This window comes from Runella sp. (genome assembly GCF_027484545.1).
Taxonomy (GTDB): Bacteria; Bacteroidota; Bacteroidia; order Cytophagales; family Spirosomataceae; genus Runella.
This window is the reverse complement of record NZ_JAIXST010000304.1, coordinates 50,755-72,720: the sequence shown is the minus strand read 5'-3', so window position 1 is coordinate 72,720 and position 21,966 is coordinate 50,755. Positions and strand designations below refer to the sequence as shown.

At 44.1% G+C, this 21,966-nt stretch carries 15 protein-coding genes; 11 read left to right on the top strand and 4 right to left on the bottom strand.

Features of this window, described 5'->3' with window-relative positions; translation table 11 throughout:
- Nucleotides 1-2 precede the first annotated feature (2 nt).
- The gene (locus Q0081_RS27285; RefSeq protein ID WP_298361039.1) at nt 3-1,682 is read right to left on the bottom strand and encodes a GH39 family glycosyl hydrolase; all 1,680 of its coding nucleotides are present in this window, start codon (nt 1,680-1,682) and stop codon (nt 3-5) included.
- A gap of 250 nt (nt 1,683-1,932) precedes the next feature.
- Between Q0081_RS27285 and gcvP the strand changes: the two genes are divergently transcribed.
- The 4 genes from gcvP (at nt 1,933) to uvrA (ending at nt 9,625) form a co-directional block, all read left to right on the top strand.
- On the top strand, nt 1,933-4,854 hold the full coding sequence (gene gcvP / locus Q0081_RS27280; protein WP_298361037.1) for an aminomethyl-transferring glycine dehydrogenase: 2,922 nt from the start codon (nt 1,933-1,935) through the stop codon (nt 4,852-4,854).
- A gap of 201 nt (nt 4,855-5,055) precedes the next feature.
- A complete protein-coding gene (locus tag Q0081_RS27275; protein ID WP_298361035.1) occupies nt 5,056-6,018 on the top strand; it encodes a fasciclin domain-containing protein in 963 nt (320 codons plus the stop codon).
- Between the two features lie 160 nt (nt 6,019-6,178).
- Nucleotides 6,179-6,595, top strand: a complete 417-nt coding sequence (locus Q0081_RS27270) for a CBS domain-containing protein (protein ID WP_298361033.1) — start codon at nt 6,179-6,181, stop codon at nt 6,593-6,595.
- Between the two features lie 165 nt (nt 6,596-6,760).
- Nucleotides 6,761-9,625, top strand: coding sequence for an excinuclease ABC subunit UvrA (gene uvrA, locus Q0081_RS27265; RefSeq protein WP_298361031.1), 2,865 nt, complete (start codon nt 6,761-6,763; stop codon nt 9,623-9,625).
- A gap of 2 nt (nt 9,626-9,627) precedes the next feature.
- Here the strand turns inward: uvrA and Q0081_RS27260 are convergent, their stop codons facing one another.
- Together Q0081_RS27260 and nspC are read right to left on the bottom strand one after the other, a co-directional pair.
- On the bottom strand, nt 9,628-10,038 hold the full coding sequence (locus tag Q0081_RS27260) for an Rrf2 family transcriptional regulator (RefSeq protein ID WP_298361028.1): 411 nt from the start codon (nt 10,036-10,038) through the stop codon (nt 9,628-9,630).
- A 130-nt stretch (nt 10,039-10,168) separates the two neighbouring features.
- Nucleotides 10,169-11,326: a carboxynorspermidine decarboxylase gene (gene nspC, locus Q0081_RS27255; protein WP_298361026.1), complete on the bottom strand. Its 1,158-nt coding sequence runs from the start codon at nt 11,324-11,326 to the stop codon at nt 10,169-10,171.
- 140 nt (nt 11,327-11,466) lie between these two features.
- Here nspC and Q0081_RS27250 point away from each other — a divergent pair, with 140 nt between their 5' ends.
- From Q0081_RS27250 to Q0081_RS27220, 7 genes are all read left to right on the top strand, one after another.
- Nucleotides 11,467-12,249 (top strand): patatin-like phospholipase family protein, encoded by a 783-nt coding sequence (locus Q0081_RS27250; protein ID WP_298361024.1) that lies wholly within the window; start codon nt 11,467-11,469, stop codon nt 12,247-12,249.
- Between the two features lie 615 nt (nt 12,250-12,864).
- Nucleotides 12,865-16,155 carry a SusC/RagA family TonB-linked outer membrane protein gene (locus tag Q0081_RS27245; RefSeq protein ID WP_298361022.1) on the top strand — a complete coding sequence of 1,097 codons (3,291 nt, stop codon included), beginning with the start codon at nt 12,865-12,867 and terminating at the stop codon, nt 16,153-16,155.
- A gap of 123 nt (nt 16,156-16,278) precedes the next feature.
- On the top strand, nt 16,279-18,006 hold the full coding sequence (locus Q0081_RS27240; protein ID WP_298361020.1) for a SusD/RagB family nutrient-binding outer membrane lipoprotein: 1,728 nt from the start codon (nt 16,279-16,281) through the stop codon (nt 18,004-18,006).
- Between the two features lie 80 nt (nt 18,007-18,086).
- Nucleotides 18,087-18,764: a hypothetical protein gene (locus Q0081_RS27235; protein WP_298361018.1), complete on the top strand. Its 678-nt coding sequence runs from the start codon at nt 18,087-18,089 to the stop codon at nt 18,762-18,764.
- 8 nt (nt 18,765-18,772) lie between these two features.
- The gene (locus Q0081_RS27230; protein WP_298361017.1) at nt 18,773-19,219 is read left to right on the top strand and encodes a DUF4160 domain-containing protein; all 447 of its coding nucleotides are present in this window, start codon (nt 18,773-18,775) and stop codon (nt 19,217-19,219) included.
- On the top strand, nt 19,216-19,476 hold the full coding sequence (locus tag Q0081_RS27225; protein ID WP_298361015.1) for a DUF2442 domain-containing protein: 261 nt from the start codon (nt 19,216-19,218) through the stop codon (nt 19,474-19,476). Before Q0081_RS27230 ends, Q0081_RS27225 begins: the two co-directional genes overlap by 4 nt.
- Before the next feature lie 128 nt (nt 19,477-19,604).
- Nucleotides 19,605-20,915 (top strand): hypothetical protein, encoded by a 1,311-nt coding sequence (locus Q0081_RS27220; RefSeq protein WP_298361013.1) that lies wholly within the window; start codon nt 19,605-19,607, stop codon nt 20,913-20,915.
- Between the two features lie 7 nt (nt 20,916-20,922).
- On the opposite strand, the gene Q0081_RS27215 is transcribed toward Q0081_RS27220, so the two are convergent.
- Entirely contained in the window at nt 20,923-21,858 is a 936-nt protein-coding gene (locus Q0081_RS27215; protein ID WP_298361011.1) for a carbohydrate kinase family protein, read from the bottom strand.
- Nucleotides 21,859-21,966: the final 108 nt, after the last annotated feature.

The following is a 21,966-nucleotide window of genomic DNA, read 5'->3' as shown; positions in this document are numbered from 1 at the left end:
AATCACCACTCCAACATCACCAATCCCACGCCCTGCCGAGGCAGCATGACAGAAAAAATCAATTGACCGTCTTTCACGGTTTCGTTTTTAGGAGAACCGAATTGAGCCAATTGTCCTGCTTTTTCGAGTTCCTTAATTTGTGCCGCTGTGGGATTCGCCGGCGAGCCCATTTTCTTCCATACTTCGTAGCTGTTACTGTGCTCACTGTCAATGCGGTATTGCGTGATTTTTACTTTTTTAGTGGGAATCCCTTTGAGCGTGAGGTTAATCGCCGCAGCTTGCCCCACAATGTCGTCGTCGTGATAATTCCAGAGCATTACGGAAGCTCTGCGTTGGTCTTTGGACGCTAATCCGCCAATGTCAGGCAGGGTGTGGCGAACGCTGGAATCCCGTACCGTCAGCATGGGATACATGAGGTTTCCTTTTACCTCTACGCGCTTACCGCTCATCTTTCCGAACATTCGGAATACGTTCAACACAGGTTTGTCCACGCCGTTGGTGGCCAAATCCCGGAACCCGTAAAACCAAGGTTGGTCTTCAAACTCAAACGACCACGACACCGCCCCTTTGAAATTGACTTGGTGCAGATCAGCCAAGGCGTATTTGCGCGCAAACGAAGCCGCCGTGTAGCTCGAATACATGGTGCCATTGCGGTAGGCATTTTGCGGGTCGGTTTTCATGCCGCAGGCCGCGCAGCCTTCGGGGTCAGATTCACCGATGATGATGGGTGTATTTTTGAGTTGCGGAAACGAAGCCACAATCTCAAAACCCGATGAAATATCGCGCAACTGCGTTCCCATGTTCATTTGCACGTGCCCATTCACGAGTTTGGGAGCTCCTTTGGCATGAAACGCCACAAAATCCAGCGGTGTGCCAATTTTGCCCGTGACGTAATTGGTATCTTGGGTGCAATGTTTTAAAAAAGTTTTCAGAAAGTTTCCACCTCTGCGCCCCGAAGGTCCCGTAACGTGCGGACCGCCTATTTTAGCCGTGGGCAACGCACGTCGAACAGCATCGGCAGAGTAATCGTATAATTTGCAATACTCTTTTACAGTACCGCTCCAGTACGGGCTGTCGGGTTCATTCCATAATTCCCAATACCAACTTTCCACTTCCTTTTGCCCATACCGCGCTACCGAATGTTTGACCCACTGATAGACCAATTCGGCCCATTTCTTATAGTCTCTGGGCGGGTAGGTCCATCCCGTATAAATGCTGTTGTACGTTTGTCCGGGAGTCCATTTGTGCTGATACGGTTGCGGTTTGGTGGAAAGGGCTTCGGGCATAAAACCCATTTGAGCGAGCGGTTTCATGCCTCGCTCGATGTAGGTATCAAAAATTTTATCTACGATGGTCCAATCGTATTTCGGATTACCCTGCGCATCTTCAGTGTAGGCATTGGTCGAGCCCCATTTCAGCGCGGGAGTTCCGTCGCCCGTAGTGAGCAGATTGTGGGCACGAACATACACTGGCACGGGACTAAGCGCAGCAATTTCAGACAACAGTTTTTTGCCGTCTTTCATGTAGGTATAATTTGGTTCATCATACCCAAACCACGCCCAGGCAGGTTGCATGGGGCCGATTTCTTTGTTAAAATCAACCGTCAGGGTCGCTTTTTGTCCCCAAACACTAATACAGCAAAACCACAAAGTCAAAATTCGAGCAAAAGGTATGTTTTTCATTTTTTATTGTCGTTAAAGTCCTTATTTACAGGAAGGTCTGCCGTTACGGGAGGATTTAGACGGTCGGCCGCTGCCGTGGGGTTATTTAAAGGGGGAAAAATCGCCTTTTTGTAACTTTTTTATTAATAAGCAGGATTGACCAAACTTTACTAATCAAATTTTGTTTTTCCAAGAAAAGGAGGCAACAAGCAGCCTATTTTTTGACTATTTTTGCGAATTCTTAACATATCTATCCCGCTCTGATCATCGGATGAAAATCAGTCTTCACCAACAAGAATCCTTCGAGCGCCGTCACCACGGCCAAAGTTCCAAAGATTTACAGGAAATGCTAAAAACAGTCGGCGTTGCTACGCTCGACGAGTTGATAGACCAAACGGTGCCGGCGGCTATCCGCTTGAAGCAGCCGCTGAATTTACCCGCTCCGAAGTCAGAATTTGACTTTTTGAACGATTTGAAAAAAGTAGCGCGTCAAAACCGCATTTTTCAATCCTACATCGGAACCGGGTATTATGATACCAGTGTGCCCAATGTGATTTTGCGCAATATCATGGAAAATCCCGCTTGGTACACGGCCTACACGCCGTATCAGGCCGAAATCGCGCAGGGACGTTTGGAAATGTTGCTTAACTTCCAAACGGCGGTCATTGATTTGACAGGCATGGAAATCGCCAACGCCTCTTTGTTGGACGAAGCCACCGCTGCTGCCGAAGCCATGACAATGTTGCACAGCCTTCGTCCGGCAGCCCGGAAAAAAGCGGAAACGTTTTTTGTCTCTGACCGTTGCCATCCGCAAACGATTGATTTGATTTATACCCGCGCTACCCCGCTCAATATCAGCGTAGTAGTAGGCGACTACTCTAAAGTGGACTTGACCAACGCTGCCATTTTCGGCGTATTGGTGCAATATCCTGCTACCGACGGGGAAGTCATTGATTATACCGATTTCATCGCTGCCGCGCACGAGTTGAACATTTCTGTAGCCGTAGCCGCCGATTTGTTAAGTCTTACCTTACTCAAATCTCCCGGTGAAATGGGCGCTGATGTGGTGGTAGGCTCGGCCCAACGTTTTGGCGTTCCGATGGGCTACGGTGGCCCGCACGCGGCTTTCTTTGCCACAAAAGATGCCTTCAAACGTCAAATCCCCGGCCGTATCATTGGCGTATCCATTGATGCCGAAGGAAATCGGGCGTTACGTATGGCGTTACAAACCCGCGAGCAGCACATTCGTCGCGAAAAAGCCACTTCCAACATTTGTACTGCACAGGTATTGCTTTCCGTCATGGCCGCAGCTTATGCCGTATATCACGGGCCAGAAGGTTTAAAAACCATTGCTTCCAAAGTACACGGTTTGACCAAAGCCTTTGCTGAATCCGTTGCTACGATGGGTTATGAAGTGTTGACGCAAAATTATTTTGATACCGTGACGGTGCAGGTTCATAACGTGGATAATCTGCGCGAAGAAGCTGAAAAACGTTGGATTAACTTACGCTATACTGCCAATGGTCGCGTGGGCGTTTCGTTTGATGAAGTAAAATCATTCAGCGATTTGATTGCCTTATTGGATTTATTTGCGACTGCTTCGGGAGAAGGGGTTGAAATGACCTTGTCAAGTGAGGTGGAAATAAACTTCCCTGAAAATTTAGCCCGTCAATCAGATTATCTGACACATCCCGTATTCAGCACCTACCATACCGAGCACGATATGCTTCGTTATTTGAAGTCGTTGGAAAGCAAAGATTTATCGTTGGTACATTCCATGATTTCGTTGGGAAGCTGCACCATGAAACTCAACGCTACCGCCGAAATGATTCCAGTTACCTGGCCTGAATTCGGCAAAATGCACCCCTTTGCACCGACAAGCCAAACGGCAGGGTATCAGTTATTATTCAAACATTTGAATGATTGGTTGTGTGAAATCACCGGTTTTGCAGCCATGTCCCTACAACCTAACTCCGGTGCGCAGGGCGAATATGCCGGTTTGATGGTGATTCGGGCCTATCACGAAGCGCGCGGCGACAGCCACCGCAACGTAGCCTTAATTCCCTCCTCAGCACACGGAACCAATCCCGCATCAGCCGTGATGGCGGGCATGAAAGTGGTAGTGACTAAATGTGACGAGCGCGGAAACATCGACGTAGCTGACCTCAAAGCCAAAGCCGAACAGTACAGCAACGAATTGGCATGTTTGATGGTGACTTATCCTTCGACCCACGGCGTATTTGAAGAAAGTATCATCGAAATTTGCGAAGTTATCCACAGTCACGGTGGACAAGTATACATGGATGGGGCAAATATGAATGCTCAGGTGGGTTTAACCAGCCCGGCTACCATTGGCGCAGACGTTTGTCACCTCAATCTGCACAAAACATTCTGTATTCCTCACGGCGGCGGCGGTCCGGGTATGGGTCCTATCGGTGTAGCAGCGCATTTAGTACCATATTTGCCGGGACACGTAAACCTCATCGCTTCGGAGGACCGCCCCAATGGGGGAATTAACAACTCCCCCGTTGGGGGCAGGGGGGCTGTGTCAGCCGCGCCTTATGGCTCTGCCAGCATTTTAACCATCTCTCACGCCTACATCGCTATGATGGGCGGAGAAGGAGTGACCAATGCTACTAAAATGGCCATTTTGAATGCCAATTACATCAAACAGCGTTTGGCAGGCAATGGCCAATTTGAAATTCTGTACACCGGCGCAAATGGTCGTTGTGCGCACGAAATGATTGTGGACTGTCGTCCGTTCAAAGCAGTCGGAGTGGAAGCCGAAGATTTAGCAAAACGCCTGATGGATTATGGGTTTCACGCGCCAACGTTGTCGTTTCCGGTAGCGGGGACGTTGATGATTGAGCCAACAGAATCTGAGTCAAAAACAGAATTGGACCGTTTCTGTGACGCACTTTTAAGCATTCGTGCCGAAATACGTGAAGTAGAAGAAGGAACTGCGGACAAAGCCAATAACGTATTGAAAAATGCGCCTCACACCGCTCGTGTGGTATTGGTCGAAAATTGGGAGCGTCCGTATAGCCGCGAAAAAGCCGCTTTCCCGATGCCTCATTTGCGTTTCAATAAGTTTTGGCCAAGCGTCAGCCGTATTGACTCCGCATATGGCGACCGTCATTTGGTTTGTTCCTGTGTGCCTATTGAAGAATATGCATCAGCCGAAGCAGGATAAGTTCTCTTTAAATTTCAGCCGACTTGCTGTGTTTAATCCCCAATGAATGAAATCATTGGGGATTTTTATTTTTGCTTCCTTCAATGGATATCTCAGTAGAGATACCATTTGTTTAATTTATTTCACAAAAAAATAAACAAAAAAATCATACACTAAGTTGTTAGGATGACTAATAATAGTCACACTAAAAAAATACTAATCATGAAAACTCCTTTGTTAATAGTCAGAAATCAAATAATGATTGTGTTAGCAGTCCTGGCCAGCACTTTATTTACAGGCTGCAAAGAAGAAGCACCTGCGCCTAACACTGTCACCGATATTGTACTTGCCAACAATGATTTCAGCATTTTGAGAGCAGCAGTGACTCGGGCAGGCTTAGCAGACGCCCTCAAAACGGGCACTCTGACGGTTTTTGCTCCCAACGATGCCGCTTTCATAGCATCTGGGTTCAGTCTGGCTACCGTAAACACGCTTGATGTCAACACACTGAAAGCCGTTCTTCAATACCATGTGCTGGGTACAACTATCCTTTCAAGTGCCATCCCTACTGCAAGCAATACCGAAGTAACAACTTTGGGAGGCGGCAAAGCATTCGTTACTAAAAATGCAGGCGGAGTTTCTGTAAACGGCGCTAAGGTCATATCAGCAGATATAAGTGCGGACAATGGCGTCATTCACGTGATTGACCGCGTTATCTTACCTCCTTCCCGTACGCTTCTTCAGTTAGCGCAGGACAGTCCGGACCTTACCTTCCTGGTAGCCGCCCTTACCAAGGTTATTCAGGCTAATCCTACCGTGGGAGTTACGGTAACGTCAGTATTGACAGGTACTACGCCTTACACCGTTTTTGCCCCTACCAATGCAGCTTTTCAGGCAACTCCTTTTAACACCATCGCTGTTATCAATGCAGCAAGCGGTGCAACGCTAACGACACTAACCAATGTGTTATTGGCGCACGTAGTTCCCGGACGCGTATTTTCGACCAATTTGGCTTCAGGTACGGTAACCACCGCAGGAACGGCCCCTATTACTATTACAGTAGGGAAGGAAGGAGTACAGGTACGGGGCGCAGGCAACGGCACCAACAATGCCAATGTAACAGCCGCCAATCTGACGGCTACCAACGGCGTCGTTCACGTCATCGACCGCGTTATAATTCCATAAATTGTAAGGATCTTTCTAACCGTTGTTCCCTGAGGGAGCAGCGGTTTTTTATTGTGAGAATGGCAACTATGACAAAAGGCATTTTTAGAAGATGCTATTGGTCATAAAGCACTCGATAAGAAATGAGGAATATTGAACATCACAATAAATCAATTTCCTAATGAAAAGAAGAGAACCAATTTCGCACATCATGACCAAAAACGTGTTAACCGTAAAAGTTACCGACAATTTGCATGAAGTAATTGACTTAATTAAAAAGAACCATATTCGACATTTACCGGTATTGGACGGAAAAGAAATAGTGGGTATGGTAAGCCGTACGGACATCAATCGTCTTACATTCAGTTCCTTATTTGAAAATCAGGAAGGCGCGGATGAAGCCGTTTTAGAAATGTTGACCATTCCGCAGGTAATGACCCAAAAACCCCGCACCGTAGAAGCCTCTTTGAGTATTCGCGACGTAGCCGAAATTCTGACTGTCGAAGAATATCATGCGTTGCCGGTCATTGAAAACGGCGGTTTGGTCGGCATTGTCACTACTACGGATATTATTAAGTACATGTTGGAACAATACTAATCGCTTAAAACGTTCTTCTAAACGGCGTGAGTTGTCAACCGACAACTGCGCCGTTTTTTTAATGTCATGCCATTGTCAACTTTGGAAACTACAGTTTTATATAAAATCGTCGTTAGCAAATCGAAGGCATTTTCCGTATTTTTGTAAGTTTTGTAACCCAGCCCAATGAACAAAGCCGAAAATCAGCAAATAACTCCTCCCGCCGACTTCGAAGGTCTTGACCCGAAGCGATATATCCTCATCAAAGGCGCCCGCGTAAACAATTTAAAAAACATTGACGTAGCCATTCCTCGCAACAAACTCGTGGTGGTTACGGGAGTATCAGGTTCTGGAAAATCTTCTTTAGCCTTTGATACCCTCTTTGCCGAAGGTCAACGGATGTACGTCGAAAGTCTGAGCAGTTACGCGCGTCAGTTTTTGGGACGAATGGAAAAACCCGAAGTAGATTATATCAAAGGCATATCTCCGGCAGTAGCCATTGAGCAAAAAGTCAATACGCGCAATCCGCGTTCCACTGTCGGTACTACTACCGAAATCTACGATTACCTCAAACTACTTTTTGCCCGCGTGGGCATTACTTATTCGCCCGTATCAGGCCATGCCGTACGTAAAGATACCGTTACAGACGTCGTGAAATTCATGCAGAACCATGAGGAAGGCACCCGTGTGATGGTATTAGCACCCCTGATTATAAAAGAAAACCGAACCTTAGTTCAGGAACTGAATATATTACTGTCGAAAGGATATACGAGGGTAGTGGCAGGGGAGGAAATGAAAAATATTGAAGAGTTGATAGAAAATACCGCAACTCCCGATTTCTCTCTTCCGGCTTCTGACTTCTTTATTCTGGTAGACCGTGCGGCAGTCAAACACGACGACGAAGACACTCAATTCCGATTATCCGATTCTGTTCAAACGGCTTTTTTTGAAGGAGAAGGTTTATGTATTATACAAATAGCAGGTGGTGAACGTCGCGAATTTTCCGATAAATTTGAATTGGACGGCCTCAAATTTGAAGAACCCAGTGTCAACCTTTTCAGTTTTAATAATCCTTATGGTGCCTGTAAACGCTGCGAAGGCTTTGGTAAAGTGCTGGGACTTGACCCTGAATTGATCGTTCCGGATAAAAACCTATCGGTATTTGAAGGAGCCATTGCTCCGTGGCGTACCGAGAAAATGAGTGAATGGTTAGCGCCGCTTTTACGCCATGGTATTCGCTTTGATTTTCCCATTCACCGCGCTTACAAAGACCTAACCGACGAACAAAAATCGCTTATTTGGAAAGGGAACAGTTATTTTGAAGGATTGGATGCGTTTTTTGCACACCTCGAATCCCAAACCCATAAAGTCCAATACCGGGTCATGCTATCGCGTTATCGCGGACGTACAACATGTCCCGAATGTCGTGGATCAAGATTACGGCAGGACGCAAGTTATGTAAAAGTAGGTGGTGCTTCCATTACAGACCTTGTTCTGATGCCCATTTTAGAGGTATTGCAATTCTTTAAATCATTAGGATTACCTGATTATCAATACGGCATTGCCAAACGGATTTTGATTGAAATCGAAAATCGTCTTGAATACATGGAGCGAGTTGGATTGGGGTATTTGAATCTCAATCGCTTAACCAATTCACTTTCGGGAGGAGAGTTTCAACGCATCAAATTAGCAACTTCTCTGGGAAGTGCTTTGGTGGGTTCGATGTATATTTTGGACGAGCCCAGCATTGGCCTTCACCCACGCGATACCCGCAAACTGGTGAGCGTACTGGAATCACTTAGAGACATGGGCAATACGGTGATTGTAGTGGAACACGAAGAAGAAGTAATGCGCGCCGCCGACCAAATCATCGACATTGGACCAGATGCAGGAAATTTAGGTGGGGAAGTGGTTTGGCAGGGAACATGGGCGGATATTTTGAACCCCACTGAAGGGGTTAAATCCCACACCATTGATTTCCTAACGGGAAGAGAGCAAATACCCGTTCCTACCTTTCGTCGTAAGACTACTCATTGGCTTGAACTCACAGGAGCAAGAGAAAACAACCTGAAAGACGTGGATGTAAAATTCCCACTGGGAACTTTTACGGCAATCACCGGGGTCTCAGGTTCCGGAAAGTCGACACTTATTCGTAAAATCCTGTTTCCTGCATTGGCTCGGCAAAAAGGCGAATACAACGATGAAGGCGGCAAGTATTCCAACCTAACGGGAAGTATTGACCGCATTGATAACATCGAAATGGTGGATCAAAATCCCATTGGAAAATCATCACGCTCCAATCCGGTCACGTACATCAAAGCTTATGACTATATACGTCAGATGATGAGCGAAGTGCCAGTGGCAAAAGCACGCGGTTACAAGCCATCTCATTTTTCGTTTAATGTAGAGGGAGGCCGTTGTGAAACCTGTCAGGGAGAAGGTCAGGTTAAAATTGAGATGCAATTTATGGCCGATATTTATCTTAAATGTGAAGCCTGCGGAGGCAAACGCTTTAAGCAGGAAATTCTGGATGTACGTTATCAGCGCCCTACGGGCGAATCTGCGGATATTGCCGATATATTAAATATGACAGTGGATGAAGCGATTGAGTTCTTCCATACAGAAGAACCCAAACTCGCCGAACGAATGCAACCCTTACAGGATGTAGGGCTTGGATATGTCAAATTAGGTCAATCTTCCAATACCTTATCAGGAGGAGAAGCGCAACGGGTAAAATTGGCGTTTTTCTTAAGTAAGTCAAATCCCAACCAAGGACGCTCGCTGTTTATCTTTGATGAGCCTACAACCGGTTTGCACTTCCATGATATTCAAAAACTGCTCAAAGCACTGAATGCCCTCGTCAACCAAGGTGACACGGTTATTGTCATTGAACACAATGTTGAAATCATTAAATCTGCCGATTGGATCATTGACCTTGGCCCCGAAGGAGGAGACAAAGGTGGGTATATAACTTTTGTCGGCACTCCAGAAGCCATGATTCAACTCGACGATAATTACACTGCCTCGTTTTTGAAAGAAAAAATGAATTAAGCCTATTTTACAAAAATAGCCAATGTAGTTTCTTCGTACACTCCTAAGTTGGCGTCTCTTACTTGCTCCATTACGGGTCGTAGGGCACAAGTCGCTTCATCAATGCAATCATCACATTTCACATAAAAATGAAGTGATACGCAGGGGGTAGGGGCGATAGGGCCGTCTATGACCCGGATTACCTGGGCAAAATTGACACGTGCAGGTTCAACTCTTAACATATATCCTCCTCCTTTGCCCTTTTGGCTTGACAAAATGCCGTGATTACGTAATTCCAGAAGAATGGCTTCCAGAAATTTTTTGGGAATGTTTTCGCGTTCGGCAACGTGCGAAATCAGGACAGGCCCTTTACCGAATTCTTCGGTCAACACCTTTAAGGCTTTAAGGGCATATTTGGCTTTTTTAGAAATCATGAAATTTCATAAATTGAGTGAAAATTCAAACAGGAATATAACAAATTCAATCTCTTTAGGTTAGTAATTCATATACCAAAGCGTATTTCTAAAGACAACTACTGTTAGTAGTGTATCTAAACAATTGACTCTAACTCAGTCTGTCTTTAAAACTCTCATAACCGTACTGTTTTACCAGTTGAAATGTATCATCCGTTTTCCAAATCCCAATGGAAGGAAGATTTACACCGTTGAAAGTAGTAGTTTTGACCATTGTATAATGAATCATATCATCAAATACTAATTGGCTTCCTATTTCTAAAGGTTTTTCAAAAGAGTAATCTCCCATAAAATCGCCCGCCAAACAAGTCATCCCCCCAAGTCTATACGTAGGCATCCCTTCCATAGGTTCGTAATGAGCCCCTAAAATACGAGGTTTGTAGGGCATTTCCAACGTATCAGGCATGTGAGCTGCAAAAGAAGTATCTAAAATAGCTACTTGAATACCTTGGCTCTCCATAATATCTAAAACGGTAGACGTCAGATAACCCGTACGCCACGCAATAGCCGACCCAGGCTCCAAAATCACCTCCAAATTGTATTTCTCTTTCAGTTGCTTAATGAGCTTAACAAGCTTTGAAATGTCATACCCTTCACGAGTCATCAGGTGGCCTCCTCCCATATTAAGCCATTTAGCTTGATGAAGCAGATCACCAAAACGGCTTTCAAGAGCCTCCAATGTACGCTCCAATACATCCGAACCGTTTTCACAAAGTGTATGAAAATGAATTCCCTCCATTCCTTCCGGCAATTGCTCACCCAAATGAGTTCGAGTCACGCCAAGTCGCGAGCCGGGTACACATGGGTTATACATGTCCGTTTCCACTTCCGAATACTGAGGATTTACGCGAATTCCGCAGGAAATGATTCTTTCCGGATTTGCCTGATTAAACGCCTTAACCTGTCCTTTAAATCGCTCCCACTGGGATAACGAATTAAAAGTGATGTGACTGCTCCGCTCAAGTACCTCAGCAAACTCTCTGTCCTGATATGCAGGAATATAGGTATGTGATTTATATCCCAAATAATCGTTTATGAGCTTGATTTCATGGAGCGAACTGGCCGTAGCCCCGGGAAGGTATTCTTTTACGATAGGAAATGCACTAAACATTGAAAACCCCTTCAGTGCCAAAATAATTTGACACCCCGCTTCATCCATTACGTTACGAATTAATTGCAAATTCTGACGTAGAAGCCTCTCTTCTAATACAAAACAAGGGGAGGGAATAGTTGAAAAATCAATAGACATAAATGTAGATGTATGAATGATCAGGCCCGCTCATGCGGAATGGGGACAAAGATAAAACTATATGAAGTACTTTATTGTTATTTTCACTTGGTTTGAATAACTATTCAATTCACTCATTCATCATTTACAATTAATACTGTATGACAATCGGCTTAGTTCTTTCAGGAGGAGGCGCTCGGGGAATAATGCACCTTGGAGTTATTAAGGCTTTGCAGGAGCAAGGCATTCATCCTGATTTTATTGCAGGGACAAGTGCAGGTGCTATCGTTGGAGCCCTTATCTCGCACGGCCATACCCCCGATGAAGTGCTTGGTTTTTTACTGAAAACCAATTTTTTAAAATATTTACGTCCTTCATTTAACGGACCGGGATTATTGCGAATGGACAAAGTAGAAGACCTTTATAGGCAATTGTTGCCTCTTAACAGTTTTGAAAAATTGAAAATACCCTTAACTGTAGCCGCTACCGATATTGAAGCCGGAGAAACCGTCTATTTTCATTCAGGAGAGCTGATTCGTCCATTAATGGCATCAAGTTGCTTACCAGGTATTTTTGAACCTATTCGATTTCAAAAAAAACTATTTGTAGATGGGGCAGTCTTAAACAACCTTCCTATCGAACCGCTGATTGGTCAAAAGGCTGATTTTATTATCGGAGCTAATTGCAATCACTTTGCGTATGACAAACCAATCAGTTCCATGCGCAACGTTGTAGAGCGCAGTTTACTCCTGGCGGTAAGAAACAAGACCCAGGAACGGCTCCGGCAATGCCACCTTGTTTTTGAACCCAAAGAAGTAGGCCGTTATGACATTTTTGATGTAAGGAAAGCACGCGAAATTTTTATGGTTGGTGTTCAGGCGGTAAAGAAATCAGAAGCTTTTGCCACTTTTCTAAAAAACCGGAGCCCAGCACTACTTTTATAGCCCTCCCACAATAGACCAATCCCCCTTTTTTGAAGACCAAAGTCCGTTAAAAGCATAAAACCAAATTTTATGTGTTAATCTTATTTAAATTTTCTATTGTACTTTTTAAAGAATTTTTACATTTTTTTTCTTTCAATTGCAAACCGTTTTTTGGGGGGTTGTGTACCCACGAATATGCCTAAATACTTAGAATATCCGCTCAAAAACCAGTTTTTTAGCAAAAACTTCTTTTTAAAATACAGCTTTTTTCACATTAATTTTTTATTGAAATTAACACTTACGTAAAACAGGAGGTATTTGATTTATTATATTATTTGATTTATTTTACGGACATAAACTTTTCTTAACCTAGCTAAATCCCTATGAACGAAAATTATACCTCCACTCATTTTTTTTCTTCACAGCCATAATTATCAGTTCTAATAGTCTATGGCAGTATTTCCATAATCTCTTATAGTGTAGACTATTAGACTGGTAGTATTAAAATTAAACTAATAGTAATTCATTTTCTTGTTGTTTCGAGTCCATAACTCGATTAACGAATGCGTTTATGCGATTTTATCAATAATTCATGTTTCACTTATCTAACCAAACTAAATCAAATCAAACATCCTTATGAGGAAAATTCTATTTCTGAGCTTCCTGTTGGTATGCGCTGGTTGTGTCACAGTGGTGGCTCAAGATCGCAAGATTACGGGAAAAGTTACCTCGGCCGAGGACGGGAGTGCCTTGCCGGGCGTGTCGGTTGTAGTAAAAGGTACATCGAAGGGCGTGAATACAGACGGAAGCGGAAGCTATTCCATTGATGCTCCTAACAGTGCCACTTTAGTTTTCAGTTTTGTTGGTACACTCACGCAAGAGATTGCAGTTGGTACTCGTACTGCAATCAATGTTGTTTTGGCTGCTGATACCAAGCAATTGTCCGAAGTTGTGGTAACGGCGGTAGGTATCCAACGCGACAAAAAAGCGTTGGCATTTGCAGTTTCAAATGTAAAAGGCTCTGATCTTCAGCAGCGTTCTGAGCCAGATCCATTGCGTGCATTAAGTGGAAAAGTACCGGGCGTAAACATCACCGCGGGTAACGGTGCTCCGGGTGCAGGTACGCGTATCACGATTCGTGGTAATAACTCATTTACCGGTAACAACCAGCCCCTTTTCGTAGTAGACGGTATTCCTTTTGATAACGGAGTAAACTCTACACAAGGTTACAACCAAAATACAGTTACATCAAACCGTGCGTATGATATTGACCCTAACAACATTGAGTCAATGACGGTATTGAAAGGTGCAGCTGCTTCGGCTTTGTACGGTTCTCGTGCGGCTAACGGGGTAATCGTAATCACCACAAAAGCAGGTAGCAAATCGGCTCGCAAAGGCTTGGAAGTGACTTATAACTCTTCGTATTCGGTTGAAAACGTATCTTCATTGCCAGAATACCAAGATAGCTACACGCAAGGTTCAAACCAAACTTATAACGGTGGTTTTATCGGAAACTGGGGTACTGCAATGCCTGATGCCGTTGACCGTATTAATGCTGGTTTAGGTTTTGAACGTTACTCTAAAGTAATTGATCCAGATTTTCCAGCGGGTACCATCCCTCATCCATTGGTTGATGCTACTGTGCCTTTTGGAGCAGCACGTTATCAAGCCGCCTTCCCTGAATTGATGCAAGCCAATGGCCGTGGTATTGCTGTACCATTGAAAGCGTATGACATCGTAGGGGCATTCTTCCGTCAGGGAAAAGTATTGGAAAACGGGATCCAAATCAACTCTACAGGTGACAAGACATCTATCAATGCTTCGATGTCACGTACCAAAAATGAAGGTATTGTGCCTAACTCATCTACAGAACGTACTACTTTGAGTTTTGGTGGTAATGCAACTCTTGTAAACGGCTTGAACGTAAGTGGTAGTGTAGCTTACACGCGCACCAACCAAATGAGTCCACAGTCAGGTGCTGGTTACTATGCAGACTACGGTGGTTTGGCTTCAGCAGGGTCTATTTATAGCCGTTTGTTTTACTTACCACGTAACTACGATTTAGGCGGTTATCCTTTTGAAAACCCGGTGGATGGTTCAAACGTATTCTATCGCGCGCTTGACAACCCACTTTGGACGGCTAAATACAACTTGTATAACTCAAGCGTAAACCGTGCGTACGGAAATATGGCGTTAAGCTATGACGTTACCCCTTGGTTGAATTTAACAGCCCGTGGTGGTTTGAACACTTATTCTGAAATTCGTCGTAACACGATTCGTCCAGGGGGTACTTTCCAACCTTTGGGTTCTGTATTACGTCAAGACTTGACCAATACAGAGGTTGATTTTACTTTCTTGGCTACGGCGCAACACGATTTTAGCGAAAAAATCAACGCGAAGTTATTGGTAGGTTTCAACCCCAACGAGCGTAGTTACAGTGAATCAGGTGTGTCAGGTTCTCCTGTGATTGATGCCAACGTATTAACTACTGCTGCTACCTTGACCCAAACTGCGTATGAATTTTCTCGTAAGCGTCGTTTGTATGGTGTTTTTTCTGAATTGACTTTAGGTTACAGTAATTATTTGTTTTTAACGGCTTCGGCTCGTCAAGACCGTTCTTCGACTTTACCGGCCGCCAACAATACTTACTTGTATCCAGCGATATCAGCTTCGTTCATCTTTACCGATGCGTTTAATTTACCAAAGAATATTATCAATTTTGGTAAAATCAGAGCCAACTACGCCAAGGTAGGTAAAGATGCCGATCCTTATCAAGTAAATACGGCTTACAACCTTAGCCGTACTTTCTACAACGCCACCGCTATTTCAACGGCTTCATTGCCAAGTCAGTTGAACAATGCAACCTTAAGACCGGAATTTACCTCTGAAATAGAGCTTGGTACAGAGTTACAATTCTTGAATAACCGCATTGGTGTGGATTTGGCGTATTTTAATCGTAATTCTACCGATTTGATCGTTACACGTCAATTGCCAAACACTACTGGTTTTAATACTGAAATCACCAATGCCGGTAAAATCACAAATAAAGGCTGGGAATTGGGCTTAACGCTTGTTCCTGTGAAATTGCGTAACGGCTTTACATGGACTTCTTTCGTAGCTTATACCCGCATTCGTTCAAAAGTGGAAGATGCTGGCCCAGGCGGTGAAATCTTCATTGGCGGTACTGGTCTTTCTGCTTTGGGTACTATTTTCCGTAACGGATTGCCTTATGGACAAATTTATGGTTCAGTAAATGCCCGCGACGAAAACGGTAATTTGTTGATTAACCCCAATACTGGTTTGCCAATCCGTGCTGCTGGTTCGACTATTATTGGTGACCCTAATACCAAATATACAGTAGGTTGGACCAACACTATTTCATTCAAAGGCTTCAATTTGAACATTCTGATTGATTACAAAGCGGGCGGAAGCTTGTTCTCTTCTACGGCGGCTTCGTTGTTGTTGCGTGGTCAGTTGAAAAACTCGGAAGATCGCGAAGGTATGCGCGTAATCCCAGGTGTATTGGGAGATCCTACAACTTATAAGCCTTTGTTAGGTGACGACGGCAAGCCAATCAAAAATACTATTGCAATGTCAGCGTTCCAGTACCACTTCTCTGATGGATACGGTGCTTATGGTTCGGATGAGGTAAACATTTACGATGCGTCGGTAATACGTATTCGTGAGGTTTCTTTGGGCTATGAAGTTCCAAAAACATTCCTGAAGAAATACGCGAAAGTATTTGGTGGACTTCGTTTGTCGGCATCAGGTCGTAACTTGTGGTTCTACGCACCAAACATGTTGCCGGGCTTGAACTTTGACCCTGAAATCTTGTCGAACTTCTCGGATTCCAACATTCAGGGATTTGATTTGGGAGCTTCGCCTTCGACTCGTCGTTTTGGTATCAACTTAACTGCAACGTTCTAATTTTAAGTATTGAGTATTAAGTATAAAGTAATGAGTATATAGAAATGAGAAAAATCTCACACTACTCACTACTCTATACTCACTACTCACTACTATCATTAATCACTCAAAAGACACAAACTAATGAATTATAAAAATAGCATTAAAACACTGGCTTTGGGAGGACTTATTGCGATTGCGAGTTCTTGCCAACTGACAGAATTGGATATCAACACTGACCCCAACCGCCCTGCCACGGGTTCGTTGGCGCTGTTATTGCCTGTAGCAGAAAATGCGGCTGTTGGTGCACACCTTGCCGTTAATGATGCAGCAATGGGTTTTGCAGGTCTAAGCACAAGTTCTGATTCTTACAATCTTAGCAATACCTCTTTTCAGGGTACTTGGAATGGTAACTTCAGAGCATTACAGACCATCGAAGAAATGTTGAAAGGCTCGGCCGATGGTAAAAATCCAAGATACCGTGGCATTGCCCTTACGTTGAAAGCATTTTCTGTAGGCCACATGGTTGATATGTTTGGAGACATTCCCTATAGCGAAGCTTGGAAAGGCAACGCTGCCGAGCCCAACAAAACGCCTAAGTTTGACAAGGATTCAGAGATTTACGAAGACTTACTAAAGTTGTGCGACCAAGCCATAGTAGAATTGGCCAAGCCACAGCCTGTAGCGGTACAAAATGACTACATCGGTGGTGGTAATGCTACTACTTGGACGCGTATCGCCAGAACAGTAAAACTTCGTTTGTTGCTTACGTCTCGCAAGGGCCGTGCCAATGGTAACGCAGAACTAAAAGCAGCTTTTGAGGCAGGTGGTTATATTACTACTGCTGCTCAAAACTGGTCTTACTTGTTTTCTAAACAAGTGGCTCCTGAAAGAAACACACACCCTTGGTACGGTACTTACGCAGGTCTTGGTGACCCAGGCTATATCAACCATCAATTGATGGGTGAGATGATTTTGAACAAAGACCCACGTTTGCCATTCTATTTCTACCGTCAAACAAGCCGCGTTTTAGACCAAAACAACCCAACCGACCGTGGTACAACTCCTTTTGGGGGTTCTTACTTGCCTTTACGTGCCACGTTCTTGGATGAATACAAAAGAGTTTTTGGCTTTACGGGTAATTTGCCAGCTTCTGAGATAGCGTACATTGCAGGCTATTTTGGCCGTGACCGCGGAGATGTATCAGGGGCAGCAGCCGATGGCCCGTTGCGTACTACGCCGGGTTGCTATCCTGCGGGTGGGGTTTATTCTGACAAAACTGTTCCTGCGGTAGCATTGACAGGACAGGCGGCCCTCAATACGGGTGGTGATGGTCAATGGCCTATTATTCACAGTTGGAATACGAAGTACTACCAAATTGAGGCAATTTTAGATAATACGGGTGTGACGGGCGATGCCAAGGCATTGTTTGAAGCAGCTATGCGTGAGCAAATTGCGGTGGTAGTAGCACAAGGTTTGAAATCAGATCCAACCCGCGCCAAAGCACCAGCAGCGGCTGATATTACTGCTTACGTGGATGAGTGGTTGAAACTATACGATGCTGCTGCTACAAATGCAGCTAAATTGAACGTAGTAGCCAAGCAAATTTGGTTCTGCTCATGGGGACAGGGAATGGATTTGTGGAATTTCCAGCGCCGTACGGGTTACCCAATCCAAAGCCAATTCAGACAGTTTTCGGTAGGTATTATGACACCCATCTCTAAGCCGCCGCGTCAATACGCTTTGCGTTTGCCTTATCCACAATCGGAAGGTGCATTGAACCCTACGAATGCTCAGAAATACATTTCGGATGTCATTTTTGACCGTGATCCAATCTTCTGGGATAAAGTGAAAGTGAAGTGGGAGTTTTAAGAAAGTGACGAATTTTAAATGGAGAATGTCGAAACACATTTGACATTCTCCGTTCCTCAAAACCTAAAGAAAGATAAACAATGAAAAAAACACTTATATATTCATTATCACTCGCGATTTTCCTTCTGGTTGGTTGTCGTGATGAATCGCTTAACCCCAATAAACCTTGGGAACCGGGTGTTCATGGTTGGGGCGTTTTTGACGGAGTAGCAGAGGCCGGAAAAGCTAACATTGCCGCCAATGCGAAAACTTTTCCGCTTACGGCTCAGGATGCTGCTAAAATTGACTTCAAAATCCGTTGGGTATCGCTGGATAATCAATTGACGGTTAATAAAATTGTAATTAAAGTAGATATGATTGAGTCTTACACGGATCCCGATGGTAACCCTAAGACGGTTTCTTTGGGTAGTGGAGGAAAAGTTGTAAAAACGATTGACGCCCCAACTGCCAATCGTCAGTGGAACTCGTTCAGTATCACTCCTGCGGAGATTTATAATCTCTACAAAGATGCTACAGTAAAATACGATAAAGTAAAAGATGTGAAGGTATTTGAAAACCCAGCACGCCCTCGCCCTGCGGGAGCACGTTTACAGGGAGCAAGAACAGGCGCTGCTGCTGATGCTTTTGTTGTAACTTGGGAATTGACTACCAGCACAGGTCTTGTATTTAAAGTATGGAACGAAGACAGTATCTGTCTTGACCCAACTCCGGTATCACAAGCCAATGCAAACTGCCGTTTGAACTTCATTGTGAGGTAATATTGGTTTTGTCTCTTTTTAAAATAGCAGATTCTTCGGAGTCTGCTATTTTTGTTTTTGGGCGGGTTTTGTTTTATTTTTGGAAAGTGATTGATAATTTAATCAGAAATGGAAGTAAAAGAAGAAGTAAGACGAATGAGTCGAAAAGTGGCTACTTTGGAAGATATCATATGCCTAAAATAATTATTTACCGATTTTTGCAATTCTTTTTTTATTCTTATGATTTACAAGAGCGTTTGCATTTGCACGTTATCAGAGGCAAAAAGGGATATCAAAGGGCTGCTAAGATTTGGATAGAAAATGGAATTGAGGCTTTTGAGCAAGGAGAGTTAACAAATTCAGAAATAAATACTGCTTTGGAAGTTATTAAGGGAAATTTGCCCCAAATCTTAGAGCATATTGAACGTTTTAAGAATGGCGAAAAAGTAGAAATATTAAACATTTACAGCTTATGACGCAATTACAGGGCTATATTGGTATACAACCTACTATCAAAAAAATAGGCTTTACATCACGGGGTAAAATGTCGGTAGAATTTTTAGACGGACGGAAAATTGTAACACCATTAAACCGTTTTCCGTCTATTGAAAAACTATCTGCTCAACAGCGTAAAGCGTGGCAGATTATTGATGGGATTATGTTTTCTTTTGTGGATTGTGACGAAGTTTATCACATATCACAGCTACTTGGTAAAGACGAGTTTGAGAAGTAAATGCGCAAACGCTGTTGGTAGTGTTCTCCCGTTGGTGGTGAGAACACCACCAACCCGTACATAGCTTTGAATAGCAGATTCTTCGGAGTCTGCTATTTATGTTTTAAATTTATCTTTTAACATAATTTATGAAGAGGGCAGTTTTCGTTTTTTGGATAATAACAACAACAGTTTTAGCTCAAAAAAAGCTGACCTTTTATGAACACATCCAGCCCATTATTGCCAAAAATTGCGCAATATGCCATCGTCCGGGAGGTATCGGGCCGTTCAGTTTGCTTACGTACGAAGACGTTGCCAAACGCTCCAAGTTTGTGGCGAAGGTTACCCAAATTAAATACATGCCTCCTTTTCCTGCCGATAGAAGCTTTCAACATTATGCCAATGAACGAGGATTAAAAGAAGAGGAAATTGAACTGATTCAACAGTGGGTAGCGCAGGGAAGTATCGAGGGAAAAAGTGTAAAAAGGAAAAAGGAAAAAGGCGAAGACATAGATGCCCGTATGGACGGCCCCGCCCTCGCCGGCATGACAAAGCGGGCGCCGGATTTGATTCTGAAAATGCAGAATGCGTTTACCGTTCCCAATACAGGGATAGAAGAATTTCGGTATTTTCACGTACCTACGGGGCTGAAAGAAGAGGTGATGGTGGAAGCCATTGAATTTTTGCCGGGCAATCGAAAGGTCGTACATCACAGCCGCGTGATGGTTGATACGAGCGGACACATGGGAGGCTTGGAAGGAATGCATGGCACCGACCCTAAACTGGCCGAATTTCAACGTATTCCGATGGCCGACGAATTTCTGTACGGTTGGGTACCCGGAAATGATCGAATTCAATTTCCCGAAGGAGTGGCAAAGAAAATTAAGGCAAATTCAAATTTGATTTTATACCTGCACTATTCTCCGTCGGCTACTGTCCAGACCGACCAATCGGAGATTAATCTGTATTTTTCTCAAAAGCCCGTAGAACGCGAAGTTAAATCGCTGATTCTCCATGAACAGCACATCACCAACCCACCGTTTCTGATAAAAGCCAATGAGAAATCTACGTTTTATATGAGCACCCAACCCTTGAAGGAAGATATATCGGCTATTTCGGTTTTACCCCACATGCACTTTCTGGGCAAAACCTTCAAAGCTTTTGCCATCACTCCCGACGGTGATTTAGTACCGTTTATCAAAATCGACAATTGGGATTTCAATTGGCAAATGACCTATCAATTTGATTCTTTATTGCACGTTCCGAAAGGCTCAGTTATTTTGGCGGAAGCCACTTATGACAATACCGAAGAAAATCCGTTGAATCCGTTCAAACCTGCTCGCGACACTACTTTTGGGTGGAATACTACGTCCGAAATGATGGAAATGGTGATTTATTACGTTTCATACCTGAAAGGTGATGAAAAGGTAAAACAGGCCCCCAACCCCAAAGGGGGGTAAATCTGATTCACGGATTATACAAAATAGCTTTATCCACTTTGGCAGGCAGAGGCCCGATTGTGCTGATTTTCAACGCTGCAATATTGGCACCCGCCTGCGCACATTCAGCAGGTGATTTGCCATCTAACCAAGCTGTCAGAAATCCTGCCCAATACGAATCCCCGGCGCCCGTCGCGTCTTTGACCTCAATAGGACGGCCCGCAATTTCTACACAGTCTTTTCCGTAATTCGACGAAACAATACTGCCTTTGCCCCCCAAAGTTAAGCAAACCAATTTCGCGCCCATTTCGTGGAAAGCAGCAATAACTTCCTCATTGGTTAGAGCCTCTCCGAAAATTCGTTCGGCATCATCTTCGCTTAGTTTCACAAAAGCCCCATTTTGGCAATAATTCCTGATAACCTGTTGCGCTTGACTGCGATCAGGCCAGATGGAAGGTGCATAATTGGCATCCAAACTTACAATACAGCCGGCAGTTTGTGCCCGCGAAGCGGCCTCTACAATGGCAGTTTGAGCAGGTTCCTGACTCAGTGCAAAACAGGTCGTATGAAAAAAGGATGCATTTTGAAGTAAGTCATCGGAAATATGCTCGGATTGAATCATCCGGTCGGCCGTTCGATAGGCAATAAAATCAGGTGTTCCTTTGGTGCGTGATACGAGTACAATACTAGTTGGGGCAGAAGTGTCCTGGGCAATAAAAGTAGTATCAACACCTGTTTCCGCTACTTTTTCGACCAAATACGCTCCTACATTATCATTCCCGACACAGGCTACCAACGCAGTATTATTTCCCAAGCGTGCCATATTAGCCGCGAGATTGGCGGGACTCCCGCCCTGAAAACGTCTGAAGATTTCTGTATCTGAAAGATTTTGCGTAAATTCAGTTCCAATTAAGTCCGCAAGCAGTTCACCCACAGCGACTAAAGCGTATTTTCGATTCATCATAGGTTTTAGGTAAGAGGTTGCAAGTTAGGAAGGGTTTTGAGATTTGCAAAAAGAGAATTTTGTCATACATTTTAATCGCAATCATTGACTGACTCCTTGCACGATTGT